At 74.6% G+C, this 20438-nt stretch carries 19 protein-coding genes; 10 read left to right on the plus strand and 9 right to left on the minus strand.

Annotated elements, in window-relative coordinates:
- Positions 1 to 100: 100 nt before the first annotated feature.
- From ABD948_RS02305 to ABD948_RS02340, 8 genes are all read left to right on the plus strand, one after another.
- Positions 101 to 1630 (plus strand): MFS transporter, encoded by a 1530-nt coding sequence (locus tag ABD948_RS02305; RefSeq protein ID WP_345262431.1) that lies wholly within the window; start codon positions 101 to 103, stop codon positions 1628 to 1630.
- Between the two features lie 7 nt (positions 1631 to 1637).
- Entirely contained in the window at positions 1638 to 3683 is a 2046-nt protein-coding gene (locus ABD948_RS02310) for a molybdopterin oxidoreductase family protein (RefSeq protein WP_345262432.1), read from the plus strand.
- Positions 3680 to 5083, plus strand: a complete 1404-nt coding sequence (locus ABD948_RS02315) for an FAD-dependent oxidoreductase (protein ID WP_345262433.1) — start codon at positions 3680 to 3682, stop codon at positions 5081 to 5083. The genes ABD948_RS02310 and ABD948_RS02315 overlap by 4 nt, the downstream gene beginning before the upstream one ends.
- A 54-nt stretch (positions 5084 to 5137) precedes the next feature.
- Positions 5138 to 7711, plus strand: a complete 2574-nt coding sequence (nirB, locus tag ABD948_RS02320; RefSeq protein ID WP_345262434.1) for a nitrite reductase large subunit NirB — start codon at positions 5138 to 5140, stop codon at positions 7709 to 7711.
- Positions 7708 to 8085 carry a nitrite reductase small subunit NirD gene (gene nirD, locus ABD948_RS02325; protein WP_345262435.1) on the plus strand — a complete coding sequence of 126 codons (378 nt, stop codon included), beginning with the start codon at positions 7708 to 7710 and terminating at the stop codon, positions 8083 to 8085. The genes nirB and nirD overlap by 4 nt, the downstream gene beginning before the upstream one ends.
- Before the next feature lie 4 nt (positions 8086 to 8089).
- Positions 8090 to 9232 carry a uroporphyrinogen-III synthase gene (locus tag ABD948_RS02330; RefSeq protein ID WP_345262436.1) on the plus strand — a complete coding sequence of 381 codons (1143 nt, stop codon included), beginning with the start codon at positions 8090 to 8092 and terminating at the stop codon, positions 9230 to 9232.
- 23 nt (positions 9233 to 9255) lie between these two features.
- Positions 9256 to 9960, plus strand: coding sequence for a sirohydrochlorin chelatase (locus ABD948_RS02335; RefSeq protein ID WP_345262437.1), 705 nt, complete (start codon positions 9256 to 9258; stop codon positions 9958 to 9960).
- Between the two features lie 86 nt (positions 9961 to 10046).
- The gene (locus ABD948_RS02340) at positions 10047 to 10601 is read left to right on the plus strand and encodes a Uma2 family endonuclease (RefSeq protein WP_345262438.1); all 555 of its coding nucleotides are present in this window, start codon (positions 10047 to 10049) and stop codon (positions 10599 to 10601) included.
- 31 nt (positions 10602 to 10632) lie between these two features.
- Here the strand turns inward: ABD948_RS02340 and ABD948_RS02345 are convergent, their stop codons facing one another.
- The 5 genes from ABD948_RS02345 to ABD948_RS02365 are packed head-to-tail and all read right to left on the minus strand — an operon-like array spanning position 10633 to position 15365.
- Positions 10633 to 12147 (minus strand): sodium/solute symporter, encoded by a 1515-nt coding sequence (locus tag ABD948_RS02345; RefSeq protein WP_345262439.1) that lies wholly within the window; start codon positions 12145 to 12147, stop codon positions 10633 to 10635.
- Positions 12144 to 12530, minus strand: a complete 387-nt coding sequence (locus ABD948_RS02350; RefSeq protein WP_345262440.1) for a hypothetical protein — start codon at positions 12528 to 12530, stop codon at positions 12144 to 12146. Before ABD948_RS02350 ends, ABD948_RS02345 begins: the two co-directional genes overlap by 4 nt.
- 1 nt (position 12531) lies before the next feature.
- Positions 12532 to 13275: a LytR/AlgR family response regulator transcription factor gene (locus tag ABD948_RS02355; protein ID WP_345262441.1), complete on the minus strand. Its 744-nt coding sequence runs from the start codon at positions 13273 to 13275 to the stop codon at positions 12532 to 12534.
- On the minus strand, positions 13272 to 14393 hold the full coding sequence (locus ABD948_RS02360; RefSeq protein WP_345262442.1) for a sensor histidine kinase: 1122 nt from the start codon (positions 14391 to 14393) through the stop codon (positions 13272 to 13274). Before ABD948_RS02360 ends, ABD948_RS02355 begins: the two co-directional genes overlap by 4 nt.
- A gap of 12 nt (positions 14394 to 14405) precedes the next feature.
- A complete protein-coding gene (locus ABD948_RS02365) occupies positions 14406 to 15365 on the minus strand; it encodes a class I SAM-dependent methyltransferase (protein ID WP_345262443.1) in 960 nt (319 codons plus the stop codon).
- A 33-nt stretch (positions 15366 to 15398) separates the two neighbouring features.
- On the opposite strand from ABD948_RS02365, the gene ABD948_RS02370 reads away from it, so the two are divergent.
- Positions 15399 to 16127 (plus strand): Fic family protein, encoded by a 729-nt coding sequence (locus ABD948_RS02370; protein WP_345262444.1) that lies wholly within the window; start codon positions 15399 to 15401, stop codon positions 16125 to 16127.
- 615 nt (positions 16128 to 16742) lie between these two features.
- Here the strand turns inward: ABD948_RS02370 and ABD948_RS02375 are convergent.
- The 3 genes from ABD948_RS02375 to ABD948_RS02385 are packed head-to-tail and all read right to left on the minus strand — an operon-like array spanning position 16743 to position 19053.
- Positions 16743 to 17129: a hypothetical protein gene (locus tag ABD948_RS02375; RefSeq protein WP_345262445.1), complete on the minus strand. Its 387-nt coding sequence runs from the start codon at positions 17127 to 17129 to the stop codon at positions 16743 to 16745.
- A 23-nt stretch (positions 17130 to 17152) separates the two neighbouring features.
- Complete coding sequence (locus tag ABD948_RS02380; protein ID WP_345262446.1) at positions 17153 to 18520, minus strand: alpha/beta hydrolase family protein; 1368 nt, start codon at positions 18518 to 18520, stop codon at positions 17153 to 17155.
- Positions 18517 to 19053, minus strand: coding sequence for a hypothetical protein (locus ABD948_RS02385; RefSeq protein WP_345262447.1), 537 nt, complete (start codon positions 19051 to 19053; stop codon positions 18517 to 18519). Before ABD948_RS02385 ends, ABD948_RS02380 begins: the two co-directional genes overlap by 4 nt.
- Positions 19054 to 19177: 124 nt before the next feature.
- Between ABD948_RS02385 and ABD948_RS02390 the strand changes: the two genes are divergently transcribed.
- Complete coding sequence (locus tag ABD948_RS02390) at positions 19178 to 19618, plus strand: hypothetical protein (protein ID WP_345262448.1); 441 nt, start codon at positions 19178 to 19180, stop codon at positions 19616 to 19618.
- A gap of 28 nt (positions 19619 to 19646) precedes the next feature.
- Here ABD948_RS02390 and ABD948_RS02395 read toward each other — a convergent pair whose 3' ends face one another.
- Positions 19647 to 20435 (minus strand): HAD family hydrolase, encoded by a 789-nt coding sequence (locus ABD948_RS02395; RefSeq protein WP_345262449.1) that lies wholly within the window; start codon positions 20433 to 20435, stop codon positions 19647 to 19649.
- Positions 20436 to 20438: the final 3 nt, after the last annotated feature.

The raw sequence follows: 20438 nt of genomic DNA on the forward strand, positions 1-20438 counted from the left end.
TTCCCCGACGCTCGCCGGTGCCCGAAACCTCCGCGCCGTCTGATGGGACCCGTCCCGCACACCCGGGGCACCCGGACGGCTCAGGCGAGAGGCACCCACCATGACGATGACCGCAGGCAGCGGTACCGAGACCTCAGAGGCATCGGGGGCGGCGGGGGGCGGAACGGGACGGATCCGTCGCACCCGGCGCTGGATCGAGGACTGGCGTCCCGAGGACGAGCGGTTCTGGGCGGAGACCGGTCACCGGGTGGCGCGCCGCAACCTGGCGTGGTCGATCTTCGCCGAGCACCTGGGCTTCTCGGTCTGGCTGATCTGGAGCGTGAGCTCGGCCTTCCTGGTCTCCCTCGGCTTCGACTACAGCCCTCAGCAGCTGTTCCTCCTCGTGGCGCTGCCCAACCTGGTGGGCTCGCTGCTGCGCCTGCCCTACACCTTCGCCGTCCCGGCCTTCGGCGGTCGCAACTGGACCATGGCCAGCGCCGCGCTGCTCCTGGTGCCGACCCTCGGCTTCGCCGTGCTGGTGCAACGCCCGGAGACGCCGTTCTGGGTCTTCTGCCTGGTGGCGGCCACAGCCGGCCTGGGCGGGGGGAACTTCGCCAGCTCGATGGCCAACATCAACTTCTTCTACCCCTCCGCCAAGAAGGGGGCCGCGCTGGGCCTGAACGCCGCCGGTGGCAACCTGGGCGTGGCGCTGATCCAGTTCCTGCTCCCCGTGATCGTGGGTGGAGCCGGCGTCTTCGGCATGGTGAAGGCCAGCGAGGGCGGCATCCACCTGGAGCGCGCGGCCTACGTGTACGCCGGGCTCGCCGTGGTCGCGACCGTGGCCGCCTGGCTGTTCATGGACAACCTCGCCACCGCGACCTCCCGCCCCCGCGAGCAGCTGCGGGTGGTGCGGCACCGCCAGACCTGGGTGATGTCGTTCCTCTACATCGGCACGTTCGGCTCGTTCATCGGCTACTCCGCCGCCATGCCGCTGCTCATCAAGCTCAACTTCTGGGTGCCGGAGCCGGCTCCGCTGGGCACGGGGATCTACTTCGCCTACTTCGCGTTCCTCGGGGCGCTCGTGGGCTCGGCGACCCGCCCGCTGGGCGGATGGCTGGCCGACCGGCTGGGTGGGGCGCGGGTCACGCTCGCGGCCTTCGGCGGGCTCGCCGTGGGCACCGTGGGTGTGCTGTGGACCCTGGGCCGGTTGAGCCCGAACCCCGGCGCGGATCCCGCCGTGGCGAGCGCCAACCAGTCCTGGTTCCCGGTCTTCCTCGCCTTCTTCCTGGTCGTCTTCGCCGCCTCGGGCATCGGCAACGGCTCGACCTACAAGATGATCCCCGCAATCTGGCGGACCGAGGCCGAGCGGGCCACCGAGCCGGGCACCCCCGCCCGGGCGACGGCGCTGCTCGCCGCCACCCGGCAGGCCTCGGCCGCGATCGGCGTGATCGGCGCCGTGGGGGCCGTGGGCGGCTTCCTGATCCCGCTGGCCTTCAGCGCTCCCTGGGTGGAGGACCCCCGGACCGCGGCCCAGGGCGCGTTCGCGGTCTTCACCGCCTTCTACCTCGTGTGCGCCCTCGTCACCTGGGCCGTCTACCTGCGGCGCCCGAGCCGTGCCCGCGCCACCAGCCTCGCCGGCGCGGGCATCTGAGACGCCGGTGACCGACACCCACTGCCCCTACTGCAGCCTGCAGTGCGGCATGCGGCTCGTGCGGCGCGGCCGCGACCTGGAGGTGGAGGCGCGCCCGGACTTCGAGGTCAACGAGGGCGCCCTGTGCCGCAAGGGCTGGACGGCGACGGGCCTGCGCGGGCACCGCGAGCGGCTCACCAGCCCGCTGGTGCGCGACCGGGCCACGGGTGAGCTGCGCACCGCCTCGTGGGAGGAGGCGCTCGACCTGGTGGCCTCGCGGATGACCGCCGTGCAGGAGGAGCACGGCCGGGACGCCGTCGCGGTGTTCGGGGGCGGCGGGCTCACCAACGAGAAGGCCTATGCGCTGGGCAAGTTCGCGCGGGTGGCGCTGGGCACCTCGCAGGTGGACTACAACGGCCGGTGGTGCATGTCCTCGGCGGCCTCGGCGGCAAACCAGGCGCTCGGGCTCGACCGCGGCCTGCCCTTCCCGCTCGCCGACGTCGAGCAGACCGACCTGCTGGTGCTGGTGGGCTCCAACCTGGCCGAGACCATGCCGCCCGCGGCCCGTCACCTCGACCGCCTGCGCGCCCGCGGCGGTCACGTGGTGGTGGTCGACCCGCGCCGCACCGCGACGGCGGAGCGCGCCGACACCGTGCTGCAGCCCGTCCCCGGGACCGACCTCGCGCTGGCGCTGGGACTGCTGCACCTGGTGGTGGCCGCCGGCGCGGTGGACGAGGAGTACCTGGCGGCGCGCACCACCGGCTTCGAGGCCGTCCGGCGCGAGGTCGCGGCGTGGTGGCCCGAGCGGGTCGAGCGCGTCACCGGCGTGGCCGCCGAGGAGCTGCGAGCCCTCGCCGGCCGGTTGGCCACCGCGCCGCGCGTGATGGTGCTGACCGCCCGCGGTGCCGAGCAGCACAGCCAGGGCACCGCCACGGTGCTGGCCTGGATCAACCTCGCCCTCGCGTTGGGCATGCCCGGCACGGCGCACGCGGGCTGGGGCTGCCTCACGGGCCAGGGCAACGGCCAGGGCGGGCGGGAGCACGGGCAGAAGGCGGACCAGCTGCCCGGCTACCGGATGATCGACGACCCGTCGGCCCGCGCCCACGTGGCAGCGGTCTGGGGTGTCGACCCCGACGACCTGCCGGGTCCGGGTCGCTCGGCCTTCGAGCTGCTCGAGCGGCTCGGCACCGACGACGGGTCGAGAGCACTGCTCGTCATGGGCAGCAACATCGTCGTCTCCGCCCCCGACGCCACCCGCATCACCGCGCGCCTGGAGGCGCTCGACCTCCTGGTGGTGGCCGACGTCGTGATGTCCGAGACCGCGGCCCTCGCCGACGTCGTGCTGCCGGTGACGCAGTGGGCGGAGGAGACCGGCACCATGACCAACCTCGAGGGTCGGGTGCTGCTGCGCGAGCAGGCGGTCGCCCCGCCGCCCGGGGTGCGCAGCGACCTCGAGGTCCTCGCCGGGCTCGCCGCGCGGCTCGGGTCGCCGTCGCACTTCGCCACCGACCCCGCGGAGGTGTTCGCCGAGCTGGGCCGTGCCTCCGCGGGAGGCCGCGCCGACTACGCCGGCATCACGCACGAGCGAATCCGCGGCGGGCAGGGGGTGTTCTGGCCGTGCCCCTCGCGCGAGCACCCGGGCACCCCGCGAATGTTCGCCGAGGAGTTCGCGACGCCGGACGGCCGTGCACGCTGCGTCGCCGTCACCCACCGGGGCGCCGCCGAGCAGCCGTGCGCGGACTACCCGCTGCACCTGACGACGGGCCGAGTGCTCGCCCAGTACCAGTCCGGCGCGCAGACGCGCCGCATCCGCGACCTGCCCGACACGGGGCCCTTCGTGGAGCTGCACCCGATGCTCGCCACGCGGCTCGGGGCCCACGACGGCGACCGGGTGGTCGTGGCGACGCGTCGCGGCGAGCTCGAGGCGCCGGCCCGGATCACCGACGCCATCCGACCCGACACCGTCTTCGTGCCCTTCCACTGGGTGGGCGCCAACCGGTTGACGAACGCGGCGCTGGACCCCGACTCGCGGATGCCCGAGTTCAAGGTGTGCGCCGCGGCGGTGCGCACGTGAGCAGCGGTGAGCGTCTGGTGGTGGTGGGCAGCGGCATGGCCACCACCCGCCTCGTCGAGCAGCTGGTGGCGCACGGCGTCGCGCGGCGCTCCCGGGTCACGGTGCTCGGGGACGAGCCGCACGCCCCGTACAACCGGATCCTGCTCTCGGCCGTCCTGGAGGGCACGCACCCCGAGCAGGCGCTCACCCTGCGCGACCCCGGGTGGTACGCGGGGGCAGGCGTCGCGCTGCGCCTGGGCACGCGGGTGCTCAGCCTCGACACCGCGCGCCGCGACGTGATGCTCGTCGACGGCGAGGTGGTGCCCTACGACCGGCTCGTGCTGGCCACGGGAGCCCTGCCGACGCTGCCACCGATCCGCGGTCTCGTGCGACCTGACGGCCGGCTGCACCCGCGGGTGCACGCCTTCCGCGGTCTCGACGACTGCCGGCGGCTCCTGGCAGCCCTGCCCGGCGCGCGCCGCGCGGTGGTCGTGGGCGGGGGGCTGCTGGGCCTGCAGGTCACCCGTGCCCTCGCGGTCCGAGGACTCGAGACCGAGCTGGTCGAGGGTGGCGAGCACCTCCTGCGCAGCCAGGTGGGGGCTCCCGCCGGTGCGGTGCTGGCGCGGGCGCTGCGTCGCCTGGGCACCACCGTCTACACGGGCACCCGCGCCACCCGCCTGACCGACGAGGGGCTGCGGCTCGACACCGGCTACACGCTCGAGACCGACCTGGTGGTGCTGACCGCCGGGGGCCGGCCCTCGACGGCGCTGGCGCGGGCGGCCGGACTGGAGGTGCGGCGCGGCGTCGTCGTCGACGAGCACCTGCGCACCAGCGACCCGCACGTGCACGCCGTCGGCGACTGCGCGCAGCACGGCGAGGTGGCCAGCGGCCTGGTGCCCCCGGCGTGGGAGCAGGCCGAGGCGCTCGCCGCCCACCTGGCCGGCACCGGGGCCACCTACACCGGCAGCCGCAGCGTGGCCCGCCTGCGCGCCACCGGGCTCGACGTCGCCGTGCTGGGCGACCCGGAGCGGGCTGCGGGCGAGGGCGGCGAGGTCGTGGAGGTGACCAACCCGGTGGCGGGCACCCACCGCCGGCTGGTGGTGCGCGACGGGGTCGTCGTGGCGGCGGCGTTCGTGGGCGACCTGACCCGCATCGGGCTGGTGACCCAGTACTTCGACCGGTCCGTGCGGCTGGCCGCGCACGAGCCCGGCGCCCTGCTGGTGGGCGAGCGGACCGCACCGCCGGCCCGGCTCGCGGACACGACCGAGATCTGCGCCTGCGCGGGCGTGAGCGCCGGCGCCGTCCGCGGGTGCTCCTCGCTCGAGGAGGTGCGGGCCACCACCCGGGCCACCACCGGTTGCGGTGGCTGCGCGCCGGCGGTGCGCGAGCTGCTGGCCAGCAGACCCGCCCTGACCCCCTGACCACCCGTAACTGACCTGCAGCACGACGAGCGGAACCGGACGAAGGAGAACGACATGACCGAGCGGGCACCGCACCGGCGCAAGCAGCTGGTGGTCCTCGGCCACGGCATGGTGGGCCACCGGCTCGTGCAGGCCGCCGTCGAGCGCGGGCTGACGGAGACCTACGACGTGGTGGTGGTGGGGGAGGAGCACCGTGCCGCCTACGACCGGGTGGCGCTGACGTCGTTCTTCGAGGTGGGGGCGGAGGCGCTGAGCCTGTTGCCCGCCGGTGCCTACGAGGACCCCCGGGTGCGCCTGCTGCTGGGCCGCACCGCCGAGGGCTTCGACCCCACGACCCGCACCGTGCTGCTCGACGACGGCACGGTGCTCGAGTACGACGAGCTCGTGCTCGCGACCGGTGCCGCACCCTTCGTGCCACCGGTGCCCGGTCACGACCTGCCGGGCTGCTTCGTCTACCGCACCATCGAGGACCTCGAGGCCATCCGCGACGCGGCCGCGACGGCCACCAGCGGCGTCGTCGTCGGAGGTGGGCTGCTGGGGCTCGAGGCCGCCAACGCGCTGGCCGGGCTGGGTCTGCGCACCGCGGTGGTCGAGATGGCGCCCCGGCTGATGGCGGTCCAGGTCGACGACGCCGGGGGCGCGATGCTGACCCGCCACGTCGAGAAGCTGGGGCTCTCGGTGCACACCGGGGCCACCACCACGGGTGTCGTCGAGCGCGAGGGTCGCGTCCGGGGGCTCTCGCTCGCGGACGGGACCGTGCTGGACGCCGACGTGGTGGTCTTCTCGGCCGGCATCCGCCCGCGCGACGGGCTGGCCCGCGCGGCCGCGCTCGACGTCGCCGAGCGTGGCGGCGTGCTGGTCGACGAGCAGTGCCGCACCAGTGACCCGCACGTGTGGGCGGTGGGGGAGTGCGCGGCACCCGGCGGCCGCATGTACGGGCTGGTGGCACCCGGCTACACGATGGCGGAGGTGGTCGTCGACGCCCTGCTGGGTGGCCCCGGCGCCTTCACCGGCGCCGACATGTCCACCAAGCTCAAGCTGCTCGGCGTCGACGTCGCCAGCTTCGGCGACGCGTTCGCCACCACCGAGGGTGCGCTCGAGCTGGTCTACGCCGACGCCGTGGCCGGGCACTACAAGAAGCTCGTCGTCAGCGACGACGGCACCCGGCTGCTCGGCGGCATCCTCGTGGGCGACGCCTCGGCCTACGGCATGCTGCGGCCGATGGTGGCCGTCGACGGCGTGGGGGGCATTCCGCTGCCCGAGAACCCGGAGGACCTGATCCTGCCCGCCAGCCGGGGGGTCGCCGAGGTGGGACTGCCGGACGAGGCCGTGGTGTGCTCGTGCAACACCGTGACCAAGGGGCAGATCGTCCAGGCCGTCGCGCAGGAGGAGGACCCGTGCGCGGACGCCACCTGCGTCACCCGCTGCACCTCGGCGGGCAGCACCTGCGGGTCGTGCAAGCCGACGGTCAAGAAGATCGTGGAGGACTGGTTCGCCGAGCAGGGCCGGGAGGTGGACCGCAGCCTGTGCGAGCACTTCTCGCTGACCCGCGCCGAGCTGTTCGACGTCGTCGCCGTGCACGGGCACACCCGCTTCGACCAGGTGCTCGCCGCCCACGGACGTGGGCACGGCTGCGAGATCTGCAAGCCGGCCGTGGCGTCGATCCTGGCCAGCCAGCTGGGCGAGCACGTGCTCGAGCCGGCGCACCGCACGCTGCAGGACACCAACGACGCCTACCTGGCCAACATCCAGCGCAACGGCACCTACTCGGTGGTTCCCCGGATCCCGGGCGGGGAGGTGACGCCGGAGGGGCTGATCGTGATCGGCGAGGTGGCCCGCGACTTCGGTCTGTACACCAAGATCACCGGTGGTCAGCGCATCGACCTGTTCGGGGCGCGCATGGAGCAGCTGCCGGCCATCTGGGCGCGACTGGTGGACGCCGGGTTCGAGTCGGGCCACGCCTACGGCAAGTCGTTGCGCACGGTGAAGTCCTGCGTGGGCTCGACCTGGTGCCGCTACGGGGTCCAGGACTCGGTGGGGATGGCGATCGCCCTCGAGCTGCGCTACCGCGGTCTGCGCTCACCCCACAAGCTCAAGGGCGGCGTGAGCGGGTGCGCCCGCGAGTGCGCCGAGGCACGCGGTAAGGACTTCGGCATCATCGCCACGGAGAAGGGCTGGAACCTCTACGTGGGTGGCAACGGGGGTGCGACGCCGGTGCACGCACGCCTGCTGGCCGGCGACCTCGACGACCAGACGCTGGTGCGCTACCTCGACCGCTTCCTCATGTACTACGTGCGCACCGCCGACCGGCTGCAGCGCACCGCACCCTGGATCGACCAGCTCGACGGCGGGCTCGACCGCGTGCGCGAGGTGGTGGTGGACGACGTGCTCGGGCTGGGCAGCGAGCTGGAGGCGGCGATGGCCCGGCACGTGGAGGGCTACGAGGACGAGTGGGCGGCCACCCTGCGCGACCCCGAGAAGCTGGAGCGGTTCGTCTCGTTCGTCAACGCCCCCGACGTGCCCGACCCGCACATCGGCTTCACCACCGAGCGGGACCAGTCGGTGCCGGCCGACTCCGCCGGGCCGGTGTCGCTCGGCGCCAGCATCCCGGTGGGGGTGCCGCAGTGACAGCCCAGCCGACGACCCAGCCGACGACCGACGGGACCACCGTGGTGTGCCGCTTGGCGCAGGTGCCGCGCGAGGGCGGTGTCACCGCGCTGGTGCGCGGCGAGGCGGTGGCGGTCTTCCGCACCCGCGACGACGGGCTCTTCGCGCTCGGCAACTACGACCCGATCGGCCGCGCCTCGGTGCTGGCCCGCGGTCTCCTGGGCAGCACGGAGGTCGAGGGCGAGCTCGTGCCCTACGTGGCCAGCCCGCTGCACAAGCAGCGCTACGACCTGCGCACGGGGCGTTGCCTGGACGACCCCGCCGTGCGGGTGCCCACCTGGCGCGTCCACGTGACCGGCGACGGCGAGGTGGTGGTGGGTGAGCGGCGAGAATGAGGCCATGAGCCCGCCCGCCGTCGTCGAGCCCGGGGCGCCCCTCGCCGGCTTCACCATCGGTGTGACCGCGGCCCGCAAGGTGACCGAGCAGGTGGCGCTGCTGGAGCGTCGCGGTGCCCGCGTGGTGTGGGCGCCGGCGCTCTCGCTGCACCCCAACACCGTCGACGACGCCTCGCTGCGCGCCGCCACCGAGGAGGTGCTGGCCCGCCAGGTCGACCTGTTCCTGGCCACCACGGGAGTGGGGATGCGCACCTGGTTCGAGGCCGCCGAGCAGTGGGGCCTGCTGGAGGACCTGCTCACCACGCTGCGCGGCTCCGAGATCCTGGCGCGCGGCCCCAAGAGCGTGGGCGCCCTGCGACGCCGGGGCCTGCAGGAGCTGTGGTCGCCCGAGTCCGAGGCGTTCGAGGACGTGCTGCGCCACCTGCGCGGGCGCGACCTGACCGGGTGCAGGATCGTGGTGCAGGAGCACGGGCAGTCGCTCTCCATGGCGGCGCACGCGCTGCGCCGGCTCGGCGCCGAGGTCACCACCGTCACCGTCTACCGGGTGGCCGGGGCCGAGGATCCCGAGCCGATGTTCCGGATGGTCGAGCAGGTGGCCGACCGGGCCCTGGACGCCGTCACCTTCACCTCGGCGCCGGCGGTGGCCGCCTTCATGGAGGCCGCCGGCTCCACCGGTCGTCGCGACGACCTGGTCGGCGCCTTCCAGGCCGACGTGCTGGCCGCCTGCGTGGGGCCCGTGACGGCCGCCGCCTTCGAGATGTGGGGCGTGCCCTCGATCTACCCCGACCGCTCGCGGCTGGCGGCGATGGTCAAGCAGCTCGAGTCCGAGCTCCCGTCGCGGTCCAGCGGACTCTCCTTCACGGTGGCGGGCGGCACGGTGCTGATCGTCCCGGTCGACTCCCAGGGCACGGTGGTGGTCGACGGCGTCGAGGCGCGCCTCTCGCCGGCTCCGTTCGCGGTGCTGCAGACCCTCATGGTCAACCCCGGGCACGTGGTCTCGCGCCGTCAGCTGCTGGCCGCGCTGCCCTCCGGCACCGCCGTCTCCGAGCACGCGGTCGAGATGGCCGTGGCCCGTCTCCGCTCGGCGCTGGGCACCCGCGTCGTGCAGACCGTCGTCAAGCGCGGCTACCGGCTCGCGGTGTGCTGAGGGCCCTCGGGGAGACTGGGCGCGTGGACGCAGTGGCTTCGACGGCGAGACTGGTGACGGTGGCGCACGGCACCCGACAGGTGGCGGGCAACGAGGTGGCCCGCGAGCTGACGTCGCTCGCCGGCGAGGTGCTGGGCGTGCCGGCCACCGCCAGCTACGTGGAGCTGAGCGAGCCGCTGTTCGCCTCGGTGGTGGCCGGGCTGGCCGAGCCCGCCGTCGCGGTGCCGCTGCTGCTCTCCACCGGCTTCCACATGCGCCAGGACCTCCCCGAGGCCGTCGAGGGCGCCGGGGCGCCGGTACGGCTCGGTCGTCCGCTGGGCCCCGACCCGCTCCTGGCCGCCGCCCAGGCCGACCGGCTGCGCGAGGCCGGCGCCGAGCCTGGCTGCCCCGTCACCATGGTGGCGGCCGGCTCCTCCGACGCCGAGGCACTGCCCCAGCTGGCCGAGGCCGCCGAGCTGCTGGCCGCGGAGTGGGGCGGGCCGGTGCGGGTCTCGACGCTGACCGCGCTGGGGGAGCGACCCGCCCAGGTGGTGCAGCCCGGCGACGCCGTCTCGCCCTACCTCCTGTCCGGGGGCTACTTCGCCGACCGCGCGCGCCGCGAGTCGCTGGAGGCCGGCGCCGCGGTGGTGGCCGGGGTGATCGGACCGCACCCGCGCGTGGTCGAGCTGGTCGTCGCCCGGGCCCGGACCCTGTGGACGACGAGCACGGAGCGCGACGCGTCCGTGTGACGGTTGCACCCTGCCCCGCCCGGGGCGACCATGGAGGGGGAACGGATGTGCCCGGACGTGTGCCCGGAGACGTGTCAGGAGGACTCGTGCCGATCGCGGAGCCCGCGCTGCAACGCCTGCGGATGTCGTGGGAGGAGTACCTCGAGCTCCCCGAGCGGCCGAGGGCGGAGTGGGTCGCCGGCGAGGTGGTCGTGAGCCCGCCGGTCGGCCCCGACCACGGGTTCGCGGCCGTCAGCCTGGCCGCGGAGCTGAGGAGGCACCTTCCCGACGGCGTGGTCTTCACCGAGGTGGGTCTGCGGCTGCCCGGGGACCGGCTCAGAGCTCCCGACGTGATGGTGACCGACCGGTGGCCGGAGGGTGCGTGGGTGGTGGACCCGCCCGTGCTCGTGGCGGAGGTGCTCTCACCGAGCACCCGCAGCGAGGACACCGTGGGCAAGAGCGCGGAGTACGCGGCCGGCGGGGTGGGTCAGTACTGGATCCTCGACCCCGAGCAGCGTTGGCTCGAGGTCCTCCAGGCCGACCGCGGCGGTTGGACCCCGCTGCTGCGGCTCGACGACGAGACCCCCCGCGGTCAGGTCGTCGTCCCCGGCCACGGCGTCGTCCACCTCGACCTCACCACCCTGCTGCGCCCCGCGCCCTGACGCCGACCCGACTCGTCGGTCAGGCTCGGGATCAGCCCCGGTCGAGCTCGAGCACCTCGGGGGTGTGCAGGCGCACCATGAACCGGCGCGCGTGGGCAGGCACGCGGTGCGGGGTGAGCCGTGAGACCAGCACCATGACGGCGAACGCGAGCGGCACCGACCACGCCGCAGGTTGCGAGAGCAGCGCTCCCAACCACCCGGAGGCGCTGCCGTCGGCCAGCACCCAGACCACGGCCGAGCCGGACCCCAGGCCACCCGCCACCACGCCCGCCATCGCGCCGACGTCGGTGAGGCCGCGCCACCAGATCCCCAGCACCAGCAGGGGGCAGAAGGTCGAGGCCGCCACCGCGAAGGCGAGCCCGACGGCGCGGGCCACCCCCACGTTGGGCATCGCGAGGGCCAGCGCCAGCGGCACGGCGACGGCGAGCACCGCGCCCAGCCGGAAGGCGGTGACGCCACCGAGGCGGCGGGCGCCCCAGGCGCGGCCGGTGACGTCCTGGCTGAGCACGCCGGCCACGGCGATGGAGAGTCCCGACGAGGTGGAGAGGAAGGCCGCGAAGGCGCCGGCGGTCACGAGGGCCGAGAGCAGCTCCCCGCCCACGCCGTCGACCATCAACCGGGGGAGCTCCAGCGCCAGCACGTCGGCCTCGCCGGTGGCTGCCAGGTCGGCGGCGTAGACACTGCCCAGGGCACCGTAGACCGGCGGCAGCAGGTAGAAGAGGCCCAGCAGCACGAGCACCACGAGCGTCGTGCGGCGCGCCGCCCGGCCGTCGGGGTTGGTGTAGAAGCGCACCACCACGTGCGGCAGGCCCATGGTCCCGAGGAACGTCGCCACCATCAGCGAGTAGGTGGTGTAGAGCCCCGGCCCGCCGCCGGTGGCCAGTGGCAGCGACCAGTCCGAGCCGGCCTCCGCGAGCCGTGAGCCCGGGCTGCCGTCGCTCATCCAGACGCCGATCAGCACGACCGCCGGCACCAGCAGCGCCGTCAGCTTGAGCCAGTACTGGAAGGCCTGCACGAAGGTGATCGAGCGCATGCCGCCGGAGGACACGTTGGCCACCACGACGGCCCCGACGACGACGGGTCCGACCCAGGTGGGTGCGTCGATCGCCGCCGCCAGCGTGATGCCGGCGCCCTGGAACTGCGGCAGCAGGTAGAGCCAGCCGACGGCCACCACGAGCACCGAGCAGGCGGCACGGGCACGCCGCGAGCCGAGTCGCGCCTCGGCGAAGTCCGGCAGCGTGTAGGCACCCGAGCGACGTAGCGGGGCCGCCACCAGCACCAGCAGCAGCAGGTAGCCCGCCGTCCACCCGATCGGGTACCAGAGCATCTCGACGCCGAAGGTCAGCACCAGCCCGGCGACGCCGAGGAAGCTGGCGGCCGAGAGGTACTCCCCGCCGATGGCCGAGGCGTTGAGCCCCGGGCGCACCGAGCGGGAGGCGACGAAGAAGTCGCTGGTGGTGCGGCTGAACCGGAGACCCCAGGTGCCGATCAGCAGCGTCGCCAGCGTGACCAGGACGACGGCGACGACGCCGGGCGCGCCGCTCACGCCTCGCCCTCGGCGCGCACCTCGGAGAGCAGGTCGGCGAAGTCGCGCTCGTTGCGCTCGGCACGCCGCACGTAGCGCCACCCGAGCAGGACCAGCAGCGGGTAGACCAGCACCCCGAGCAGCAGCCAGGGCAGCGGGAGGCCCACCACCTGCACGCGTGCCAGCCCCGGGAAGAGGTGGAAGAGCAGCGGCAGCGAGCCGAGCGTCAGCGCCAGCAGCCCGATGGCGCGGGCGGCGAGACCCAGCTGTGCGCGCAGCAGCGATCCCAGGTAGACGCCGCCGAGCTCGGTCTCCTCGTCGATCTCGCGGGTGCGCGGCCGGGGGGTGACCCGGCGCGGCGGGCCCGTGACCCGCACCCGCGGCGGCGGGGCGCCGTCGGGCACCTCACGCCCCCGCGGGGGAGGTGCCGCGGCGCACGAGCAGCTCCCGCAGCTCGCGGGTGTGGCGCCGGCTCACCGCGAGCTCGACCTCGCCCACCATCACGGTGCAACGCCCGGCCTCCATGCGCACCTCGGTGACGTGGGCCAGCGCCACCAGCAGCGAGCGGTGGATGCGCACGAAGCCCGCCGGGCCCCACTCCTCCTCGAGGGTGGAGAGCGGGGTGCGCAGCAGGTGGGCGTCGTCGGCGGTGTGCAGCCGCGCGTAGTCGCCGTGCGCCTCCACGTGGGTGATGTCGCCGCGGTCGAGGAAGCGGGTGACGCCGCCGCGCTCCACCGCCACCTGGGTGTCGTGCTGGGGGCTCTGCCGGTCGCCGCCGTCGACCACGCGCCGCACCGCCTCGGCCAGCCGCTCGGCTCGCACCGGCTTGAGCACGTAGTCGACCGCCTGCAGGTCGAAGGCCTCCACCGCGTGGCTCTCGTGCGCCGTCACGAACACGATGGGGGGCGGCTCGCGGAAGCGCCCGAGCACCGCGGCCAGCTCGAGGCCGGTCAGGCCGGGCATCTGCACGTCGAGGAACACGCAGTCCACCTCGGCCTCGCGCAGGATGCGCAACCCCTCGGTGGCCGAGTCGGAGGTGAGCACCTCGCCGATGCGCGGGTCGCGCCCCAGCAGCCAGCTCAGCTCGTCGAGCGCCGGGCGCTCGTCGTCGACGACGAGCACGGTGAGTCCACCCGGCCGGGGCGTCACGCCTGCACCCCCGGGGCGAACTTGGGAGCACGCACCACCACGCGCGTGCCCGCCCCCGGTGCCGTCTCCACGACCAGACCGTAGTCGTCGCCGAAGGCGTTGCGCAGCCGCGCGTCCACGTTGCCCAGGCCGATGGAGTCGAGCGCGGCGTCACCGGCCAGCGCGCGACGCACCCGCTCGGGGTCCTCGCCCGCGCCGTTGTCCTCGACCTCGATCACGCAGTCGCGCCCCTGGTCGTGGGCCCGGATGGTGATCAGGCCGCCGTGCTCGGGGGATCCCTCGATGCCGTGCCGCACCGCGTTCTCGACCAGCGGCTGGATGCACAGGAAGGGCACCGCCACGGGCAGCACCTCGGGGGCGATGCGCAGCGTCACCTGCAAGCGCTCCCCGAAGCGGGCCTGCTCCAGCAGCAGGTAGCGCTCCACCGAGCGCAGCTCCTCGGCCAGCGTCGTGTAGTCGCCGTGGCGGCGGAAGGAGTAGCGGGTGAAGTCGGCGAACTCCAGCAGCAGCTCGCGGGCGCGCTCGGGGTCGGTGCGCACGAAGCTCGCGATGGCGCCGAGGCTGTTGTAGATGAAGTGCGGGCTGATCTGGGCGCGCAGCGCCCGCACCTCCGCCTCCATCAGTCGGGTGCGGCTGGCGTCGAGCTCGGCCAGCTCCAGCTGCCCGGAGACCCACCGTGCCACCTCGTCGCCGGCGCGGGCCAGGCCCGCCGTCGGGACCGGTGCGAAGGCCTGCAGGGTGCCGACCACGCGCTCCTCCACCACCAGCGGGCTGACGACGGCCGAGCGCACCGGGCAGCCCGGCTCCCCGCAGGTCAACGGTCCGCCGCGGTCGACGCTGCGCGCCCGGCCCCGCTCGACGGTGTCGGCGATCAGCGCCTGCGCCTGCTCGCGGTGGTGCTCGCCGTCGCCGTCCCAGGCCAGCACGCCCACGGTGTCGGTGAGGGCCAGCGCCGGCGTGCCCAGCAGGCCCCGCAGGTGGTGGACGGCGCGCTGCGCGGACCGCTCGGTGAGCCCCTCGCGCAGCGCCGGCGAGGCCAGCGAGGCGCGGTGCAGCGTGCGGAAGGTGGTGCGGTCCTCCTCGGTGCCCAGGTGCGTGCGCCGCCAGGCGCGGACCATCGCCGGCTCCCGCTACCGCAGGTGGATGAGCAGCGTGCCGTCGTCCGGCGGCTGCGCGGCCGCGCCGGCGTCGGTGACGGTGCGGGTGTCGGGGCCGCCGGACGGGAACGTCGAGCCGTCGACCCGTGGGCGCTCGGCGGTGGTCTCGGTGTCGCCGGGGGTGTCGCGGGAGGCGTCGACGGCGGGGGCCGGCGGGCGCGGGGGCGCGGGGCTCTTGACGACGCGCGAGCGGTAGCAGTGCACGTCGTAGGGCAGCTGCATGCCGTCCATGCCGCGGCCGTAGGAGTCGTAGAGCTCGAGCACCTCGGCCAGCTTCTGCTCCCGCTCGTGCTCAGGCAGCACCGCCACGTTCGAGCGGGAGGCGACCAGGTCGAGGATCGAGCGGCGGTCGACGCGCTGCCACTGCGAGAAGGTGGTGTGCTCGACGATGATGAACTTCAGCGAGGCGTCGAGCACCTCGCTGGGGTCGGTGCCCTGCTCCTGGGTGCCGATCAGGCGGCCGAGCTTGCGGACCCACGGCACCCGCTCGTCGCGGGTGTTCCACACCATCGAGTAGCGCCCGCGCGGCTTGAGCACGCGGCGCACCTCGTCGACGGCGCGCGTGTGGTCGAACCAGTGCCAGCTCTGCCCGGCCACCACGACGTCGATGCTGCTGTCGGGGGCGGGGATCTCCTCCGCGGTGCCCACGGCCGTCATGACGTCGGGCAGACGACGGCGCAGCACCGCCAGCATCTGCTCGTCGGGGTCGGTGGCGTGCACCTCGTGGCCGGCGGCCACCAGCTGCTCGGTGAGCTTGCCGGTGCCGGCACCGAGCTCCAGCACCGTCAGCTGCTGGTCCGCGGCGGGGTTGCCGAGCAGCCACGCGACGGCCTCGGCCGGGTAGCCGGGGCGGCCGCGGTCGTAGGCCTCGGCGACGCCACCGAAGGAGCGCGCCGGGTCACGCGGGCTGCTGGTCGTGGCGTCCTGGCTCATCAGCGCGAGGGTACCGCCGGATAGCCTGCGCGGGTGGCTGCTGACCCCCTCGCCTGGCTGGTGTCGCTCGAGGGTGTCCCCTCCGCCTACGCGGCGACCCGCGACGGCATCGACGTGATGCTCCGTGACCGGGGGCTGCGGCGCACCACCCCCGAGCACACCGGCGAGTCGCTGCTGCGCGGAGCGCACGCCAGCGCCGTGCTCGACGGCTCGACCTCCACGCTCGCGCAGGTGCGTGCCGGCGAGGGCGACGAGGTGGCCGCCGACGCCGTCCGCGTCTCGGTCGAGCTGCTCGCGCTGGTACCGGTGCTGCAGCGCTCACCGCTCCAGGCCCTGGCCCGCATCCACGCCCTGGCGGGCCGCGGTGCCCTGCCCGACGAGCGGCTCGGCCGCCCCCGCGACGCCGAGTCCGCGGCCCGGCTGCGCGACATCGCCGCCGTCATCACCGCCGAGACCACCGCGCCCGCGCTGCTGGTCGCCGGCGCCGTGCACGGCGAGCTCGCCACCGCCGCCCCCTTCGCCTCCCACAACGGCATCGTGGCCCGCGCCGTCGAGCGGCTGGTGCTCGTGGCCCGCGGCGTCGACGAGAAGTCGCTCGTCGTCCCCGAGGCCGGCCACCTGGCCCTGCGCCCGCAGTACGAGTCCAACCTGCGCGGCTACGCCACCGGCGGGGCCGCCGGCATGCACTCCTGGCTGCTCTACTGCGCCGAGGCCTTCGCCGCCGGTGCGGAGGCGAGCCCGTTGCGCCGCGACGCGGAGTAGTCACCGCCGCTGGTTGAGCCGTGAGGAGCGCCAGCGACGAGCGTGTCGAAACCACCGCAGGCCGCTCGCCCCCCCGTCGCCACTGCTGGTTGAGCCGTGAGGAGCGCCAGCGACGAGCGTGTCGAAACCTCAGACGGCCGAGCGCCCTCCCTGCATCACGCTGAGTCGGCAGGGGCTGGGCTCCGCTCCGCTCCGCACGGGTTCGTTCCTCACCCGTGCCTCGCTCCGCTGGTGCACGGACCGTGAGTCGAGGGGTCTCGATGCGCCCGTCGCGGGTTCGCAGGCTCACCCGCGGGGCTTACTCGACCTTCGCGCCCGACGCCAGTCAGCGACTTCGTCGCTGACTGGCTGGGCGCTCGCAGGTGGCGCCCAGGTCCTCGAAGGTCCTGGGCGCCACCGCTGACACGAGACCACTGGCTACCAAGCGTGCATCATCAATTGCTGCCGCGGGAGTCCCGCCGGATCAGCGCCCTGTTGTGAAGGGTGGATCGCCGCGTGGGTACCCCGGTCACGTGTTGCTCTTCAGTTGGGCCCGGCGGGTGTCTCGCCGGGAGGTTGGACGGCCACCGTGGGGGCTGGCCGTGGGGTTGTTTCTACGCCTCCCCGGGCACGGGTTCAAGGCTTGACATCGGGCCCCTCGGCGTCGCGGCGGGCCAGCCAGCGCACCAGCTCCCGGGCCAGGGGAGGCTGGCTCAGGCCGAGGTCGCCCGGCACCACCGTCTCGCCGTCCGGTAATCGGCCGGCGAGGTAGACGGTGACCCGCTGCGCGTCGTCGCCCAGACACTCCTGCAACCGGCGTGTCGCGGCCACCAGCACCTGCGAGAACGTCCAGGCGTCCGGCACCTCGACGGTGCCGGTGAGCGCACCCTGGCGGTACTGCTGGTGGTTGTAGGCGACGTCGTGCGAGGTCACCCCGGCCACTGCCGAGACCGCCTCGGCGAGCCGGCGCGAGACGTCCTGCTCCTCGGGCCGACGGCGCAGCACACGGTCGAGGATCCCCATGCTCATCCCTCCCCGGGTCGAGGTCACGGCTGGTCGACGCGGCGGCTGACCGGCACGTCGACGGCGGAGGCACTGCCGCCGGGTCCCACGAGGAAGCTGCCCAACGAGGCCTGGTACTCGCTCAGGCTACGACCCTCGGCGCCCCCCGCCGCCATGGCCTCACGCACCGAGGACTGGTACTCCGCGTAGCTGTGGTTCGTGCCGAGCTCCCAGAAGTTGCCGGGACTCTCGAGCGTCACGGTGGGCTGCGCCTGCGGGAACCCGCCGGCGCCCAACCCGCCGAGGTCGAGCCGGGGCACCAGATCCGCGCCGTGCTGCATCTGCAGCACCTGGACCCGCGGGTCCAGGGCCATGTGGTCGATGGGGGCGCCGTAGGTCATCACGTGCGAGACGCCGAAGCGCTCCATGAAGGCGGGGTCGGAGGCCAGCGCGCCGGCGATGATGCCGCCCTGGCTGTGGCCCACCAGCATGACCGGGGCGCCGGGAGGGATGCCGGCGGCCTCCATGGCCCGCTGCACCGACTCCGCGGCCGCCGTCGGGTTGCCGGCCACCAGGTTGACGTTGGCGGAGAGGTCGCGTGGCTGGGCGCCGGCGGACGGCGACCAGTTCTCGGTGCCGGGGATGGCCACCACGTAGCCCGGGGTGCCGCTCCCGTTGTCGACGCGGGTGATGCGGACGTCGCCGGTGCTCCCAGGCTCCGAGCCGACCTGGTAGCCGTCCGCGACCCCTTGCATGAGCGATGCCAGGTCGGTGGGCGGGGTCAGCGCCGGGCGGTACTGGCTGGCCTGGGCGGCGTCGGTGGGCACGGCGTCGGGCGTGCCGGCCACCCCGGCGCCCTCGCCGAACCAGCGGCCGTCCTCGCCGGTCACCAGTCCCGTCCAGGCACCGGCCTCGGCGCCGACGCCGGCGATGGCGCTGGCGGCGATCTCCGCCACCGACCAGTCCTCGCGGCCGGTGAGGACGTCGCCGACCTTGCCCCAGAAGTCCGCCCGGTGGCCCATCGAGCGGGCCAGCCCGGCGGCGAAGGCCCCCACGCGGTCGCCGATCCAGGAGCCGACCCGGCTCAGCCAGCCTCCGGCACCCGCCGCGGGTGCCGCGGCGACGGCGGCGCCGCCGCCCGCACCCGAGTCCGAGGCGCCGTCCTGCGCCTCGGCCTCGGCGCGCAGCAGGGCGGCCAGGCCGGAGAGGTGGCCGGCGGCGGCGTCGAGGTCGGGACGCTCCTGCACCTGCCAGGTCTCGCGCACGCGCTCGGCGTCGCTGCCCGTCCAGTCGAAGGAGTGCAGCAGGGCGTCCAGCCGCCCGGCCAGCTCGCGGATCTCCTGGGCGCCGGTGTCGAGCTGCTGCCCCGCGACCCGACCGGCCGCGGTGTCCATCCCGTGCGTCACGGTCACGAGGTGGCCTCCAGACCGCGCACCAGTGCCTCCATGGCGGCGCTCACGTCCCACACCAGGTGGTCGGCCAGGGCGCCCTCGGGCGCCGAGAGCACCCGGGTGCCCCCCTCCGCCGTCGGAGTGACGGACCAGAGCCCGGTCTCCGTGGCCAGCCAGGAGCGCAGCGCCACCTCCGTGGCGGCCACGGGCTCCGGGCCGGTGGCCACCAGGGTGGCGAGCGAGACGTGCGCGCGGCAGTCGGCCACGAACGTCGGGCCGGGCTCCGCGGCGTCGTGCAGCAACCTTCCGCGCGGAGCGGCACGCAGCGCGTCCAGCGGGGGCAGCTCCTCGCGCAGCACCGGCCAGAGCCGCTCGGTGGAGAACAGGGTCTGCTCCCCGCCCTCCAGCAGCGCCGAGGTCTGACCCTGGACGACGACGTCGAGGCGGCGGGTGCGGTCCTCGTGCGTGGTGACCAGGCGCAGCGCGACGCGGGGACCGGTCGCCGGGTCGGCGAGGCGGGCCGCGGGCGGTGCGGGGACGGAGCCGGGAGTCATGGGCGCGACGCTAGGCGCGCGGCCGCCGCCTGGGCAGGTGGAAACTTCCGGCTTGCCGTCACTGCGTCCGGCTCGACGTCGCCGGTCCAGCCGTCGCTTGTGCAGGGGGTCGTAGCCTCGCCCCATGAGCTACGCGCTGAGCCGCCTGATGAGTGCCGCGACCGCCTCCTACGCCGGGTACTGCTTCTACGACCCGGGCCACCTGGGGCGCGCCCTGGGCGCGGACAGCGACGAGCAGGCCGGGTACGACCTGCTGGCCGAGGTGTTCGGCGTGCGCGACCTGGCCATCAGCACCTTCGGCGTGCTCGGCCGCTCCGACCGCACCGTGCGCACCGCCATGTGGATCCGCATCGCCTGCGACGTGGGCGACGGCCTGGTGCTGGCCTCGCGCACCGACGACGACGCGGTGCGCGGCAAGGTTCTGGCCACCACCATGACGTGGGGCGCGCTCAACTACCTCGCGTTGCGGGCCGACAAGCGTCGCGCCCGCAAGGTCGCCGCTGCCAAGACGGTCGCCGGTACCGCCGCGGGTGCGGTGGGCGCCGTCGTCGACAAGGTGACCTGAGCCCCGACCGGGTCGCCTGCGCTCGTCGTCAGGCCCGACGCCGTCGCGCGCTGCTCCACACCAGACCGCCGGCCGCCACGGCACCGCCGACCGCGAGGGCGGCCAGCGTCGGCCGGGCGGGCGGCAGCGGCACGCGGGGGCGCAGCGCCACCGGCCTGCTGAACACCAGGATCGGCCAGCCGCGCGCGGCCGCGATCCGGCGCAGCTCGCGGTCGGGGTTGACGGCATGCGGGTGGCCGACCGCCTCGAGCATGGGCACGTCGGTGACGGAGTCGGAGTAGGCGTAGCACCGCGCCAGGTCGTAGCCGACCTGCTCGGCCATCGCCCTGATCGCCCGCGCCTTCTCCTCGGCGTAGGCGTAGTACTCGATCCCCCCGGTGTAGCGGCCCTCGGCCACCTCCATCCGGGTGGCGACCACACGGTCGGCGCCCAGCATCTCGCCGATCGGCTCCACGACCTCGCTGCCCGAGGTGGAGACGATCACGATGTCGCGGCCCGCGGTGCTGTGCTCCTCGATCAGGCCGACGGCCTCGTCGTAGACCAGCGGGTCGACGATCGAGTGCAGCGTCTCGGCCACGATCTCGCGGACCGTGGCGACGTCCCAGCCGGCACAGAGCTGGGACATGAAGGCGCGCATCTTCTCCATCTGGTCGTGGTCGGCACCTCCGGTCACGAACACCAGCTGGGCGTAGGCCGAGCGCAGCACGGCGCGGCGCGAGATCAGGCCGCCCGCCTGGAAGGGCTTGCTGAAGGCCATCGCGCTCGACTTGGCGATGATCGTCTTGTCGAGGTCGAAGAAGGCCGCGGTGCGCGCCATGTC

This window comes from Nocardioides nanhaiensis, from assembly GCF_039542785.1.
In the GTDB taxonomy this organism is placed as follows: Bacteria; Actinomycetota; Actinomycetes; order Propionibacteriales; family Nocardioidaceae; genus Nocardioides; species Nocardioides nanhaiensis.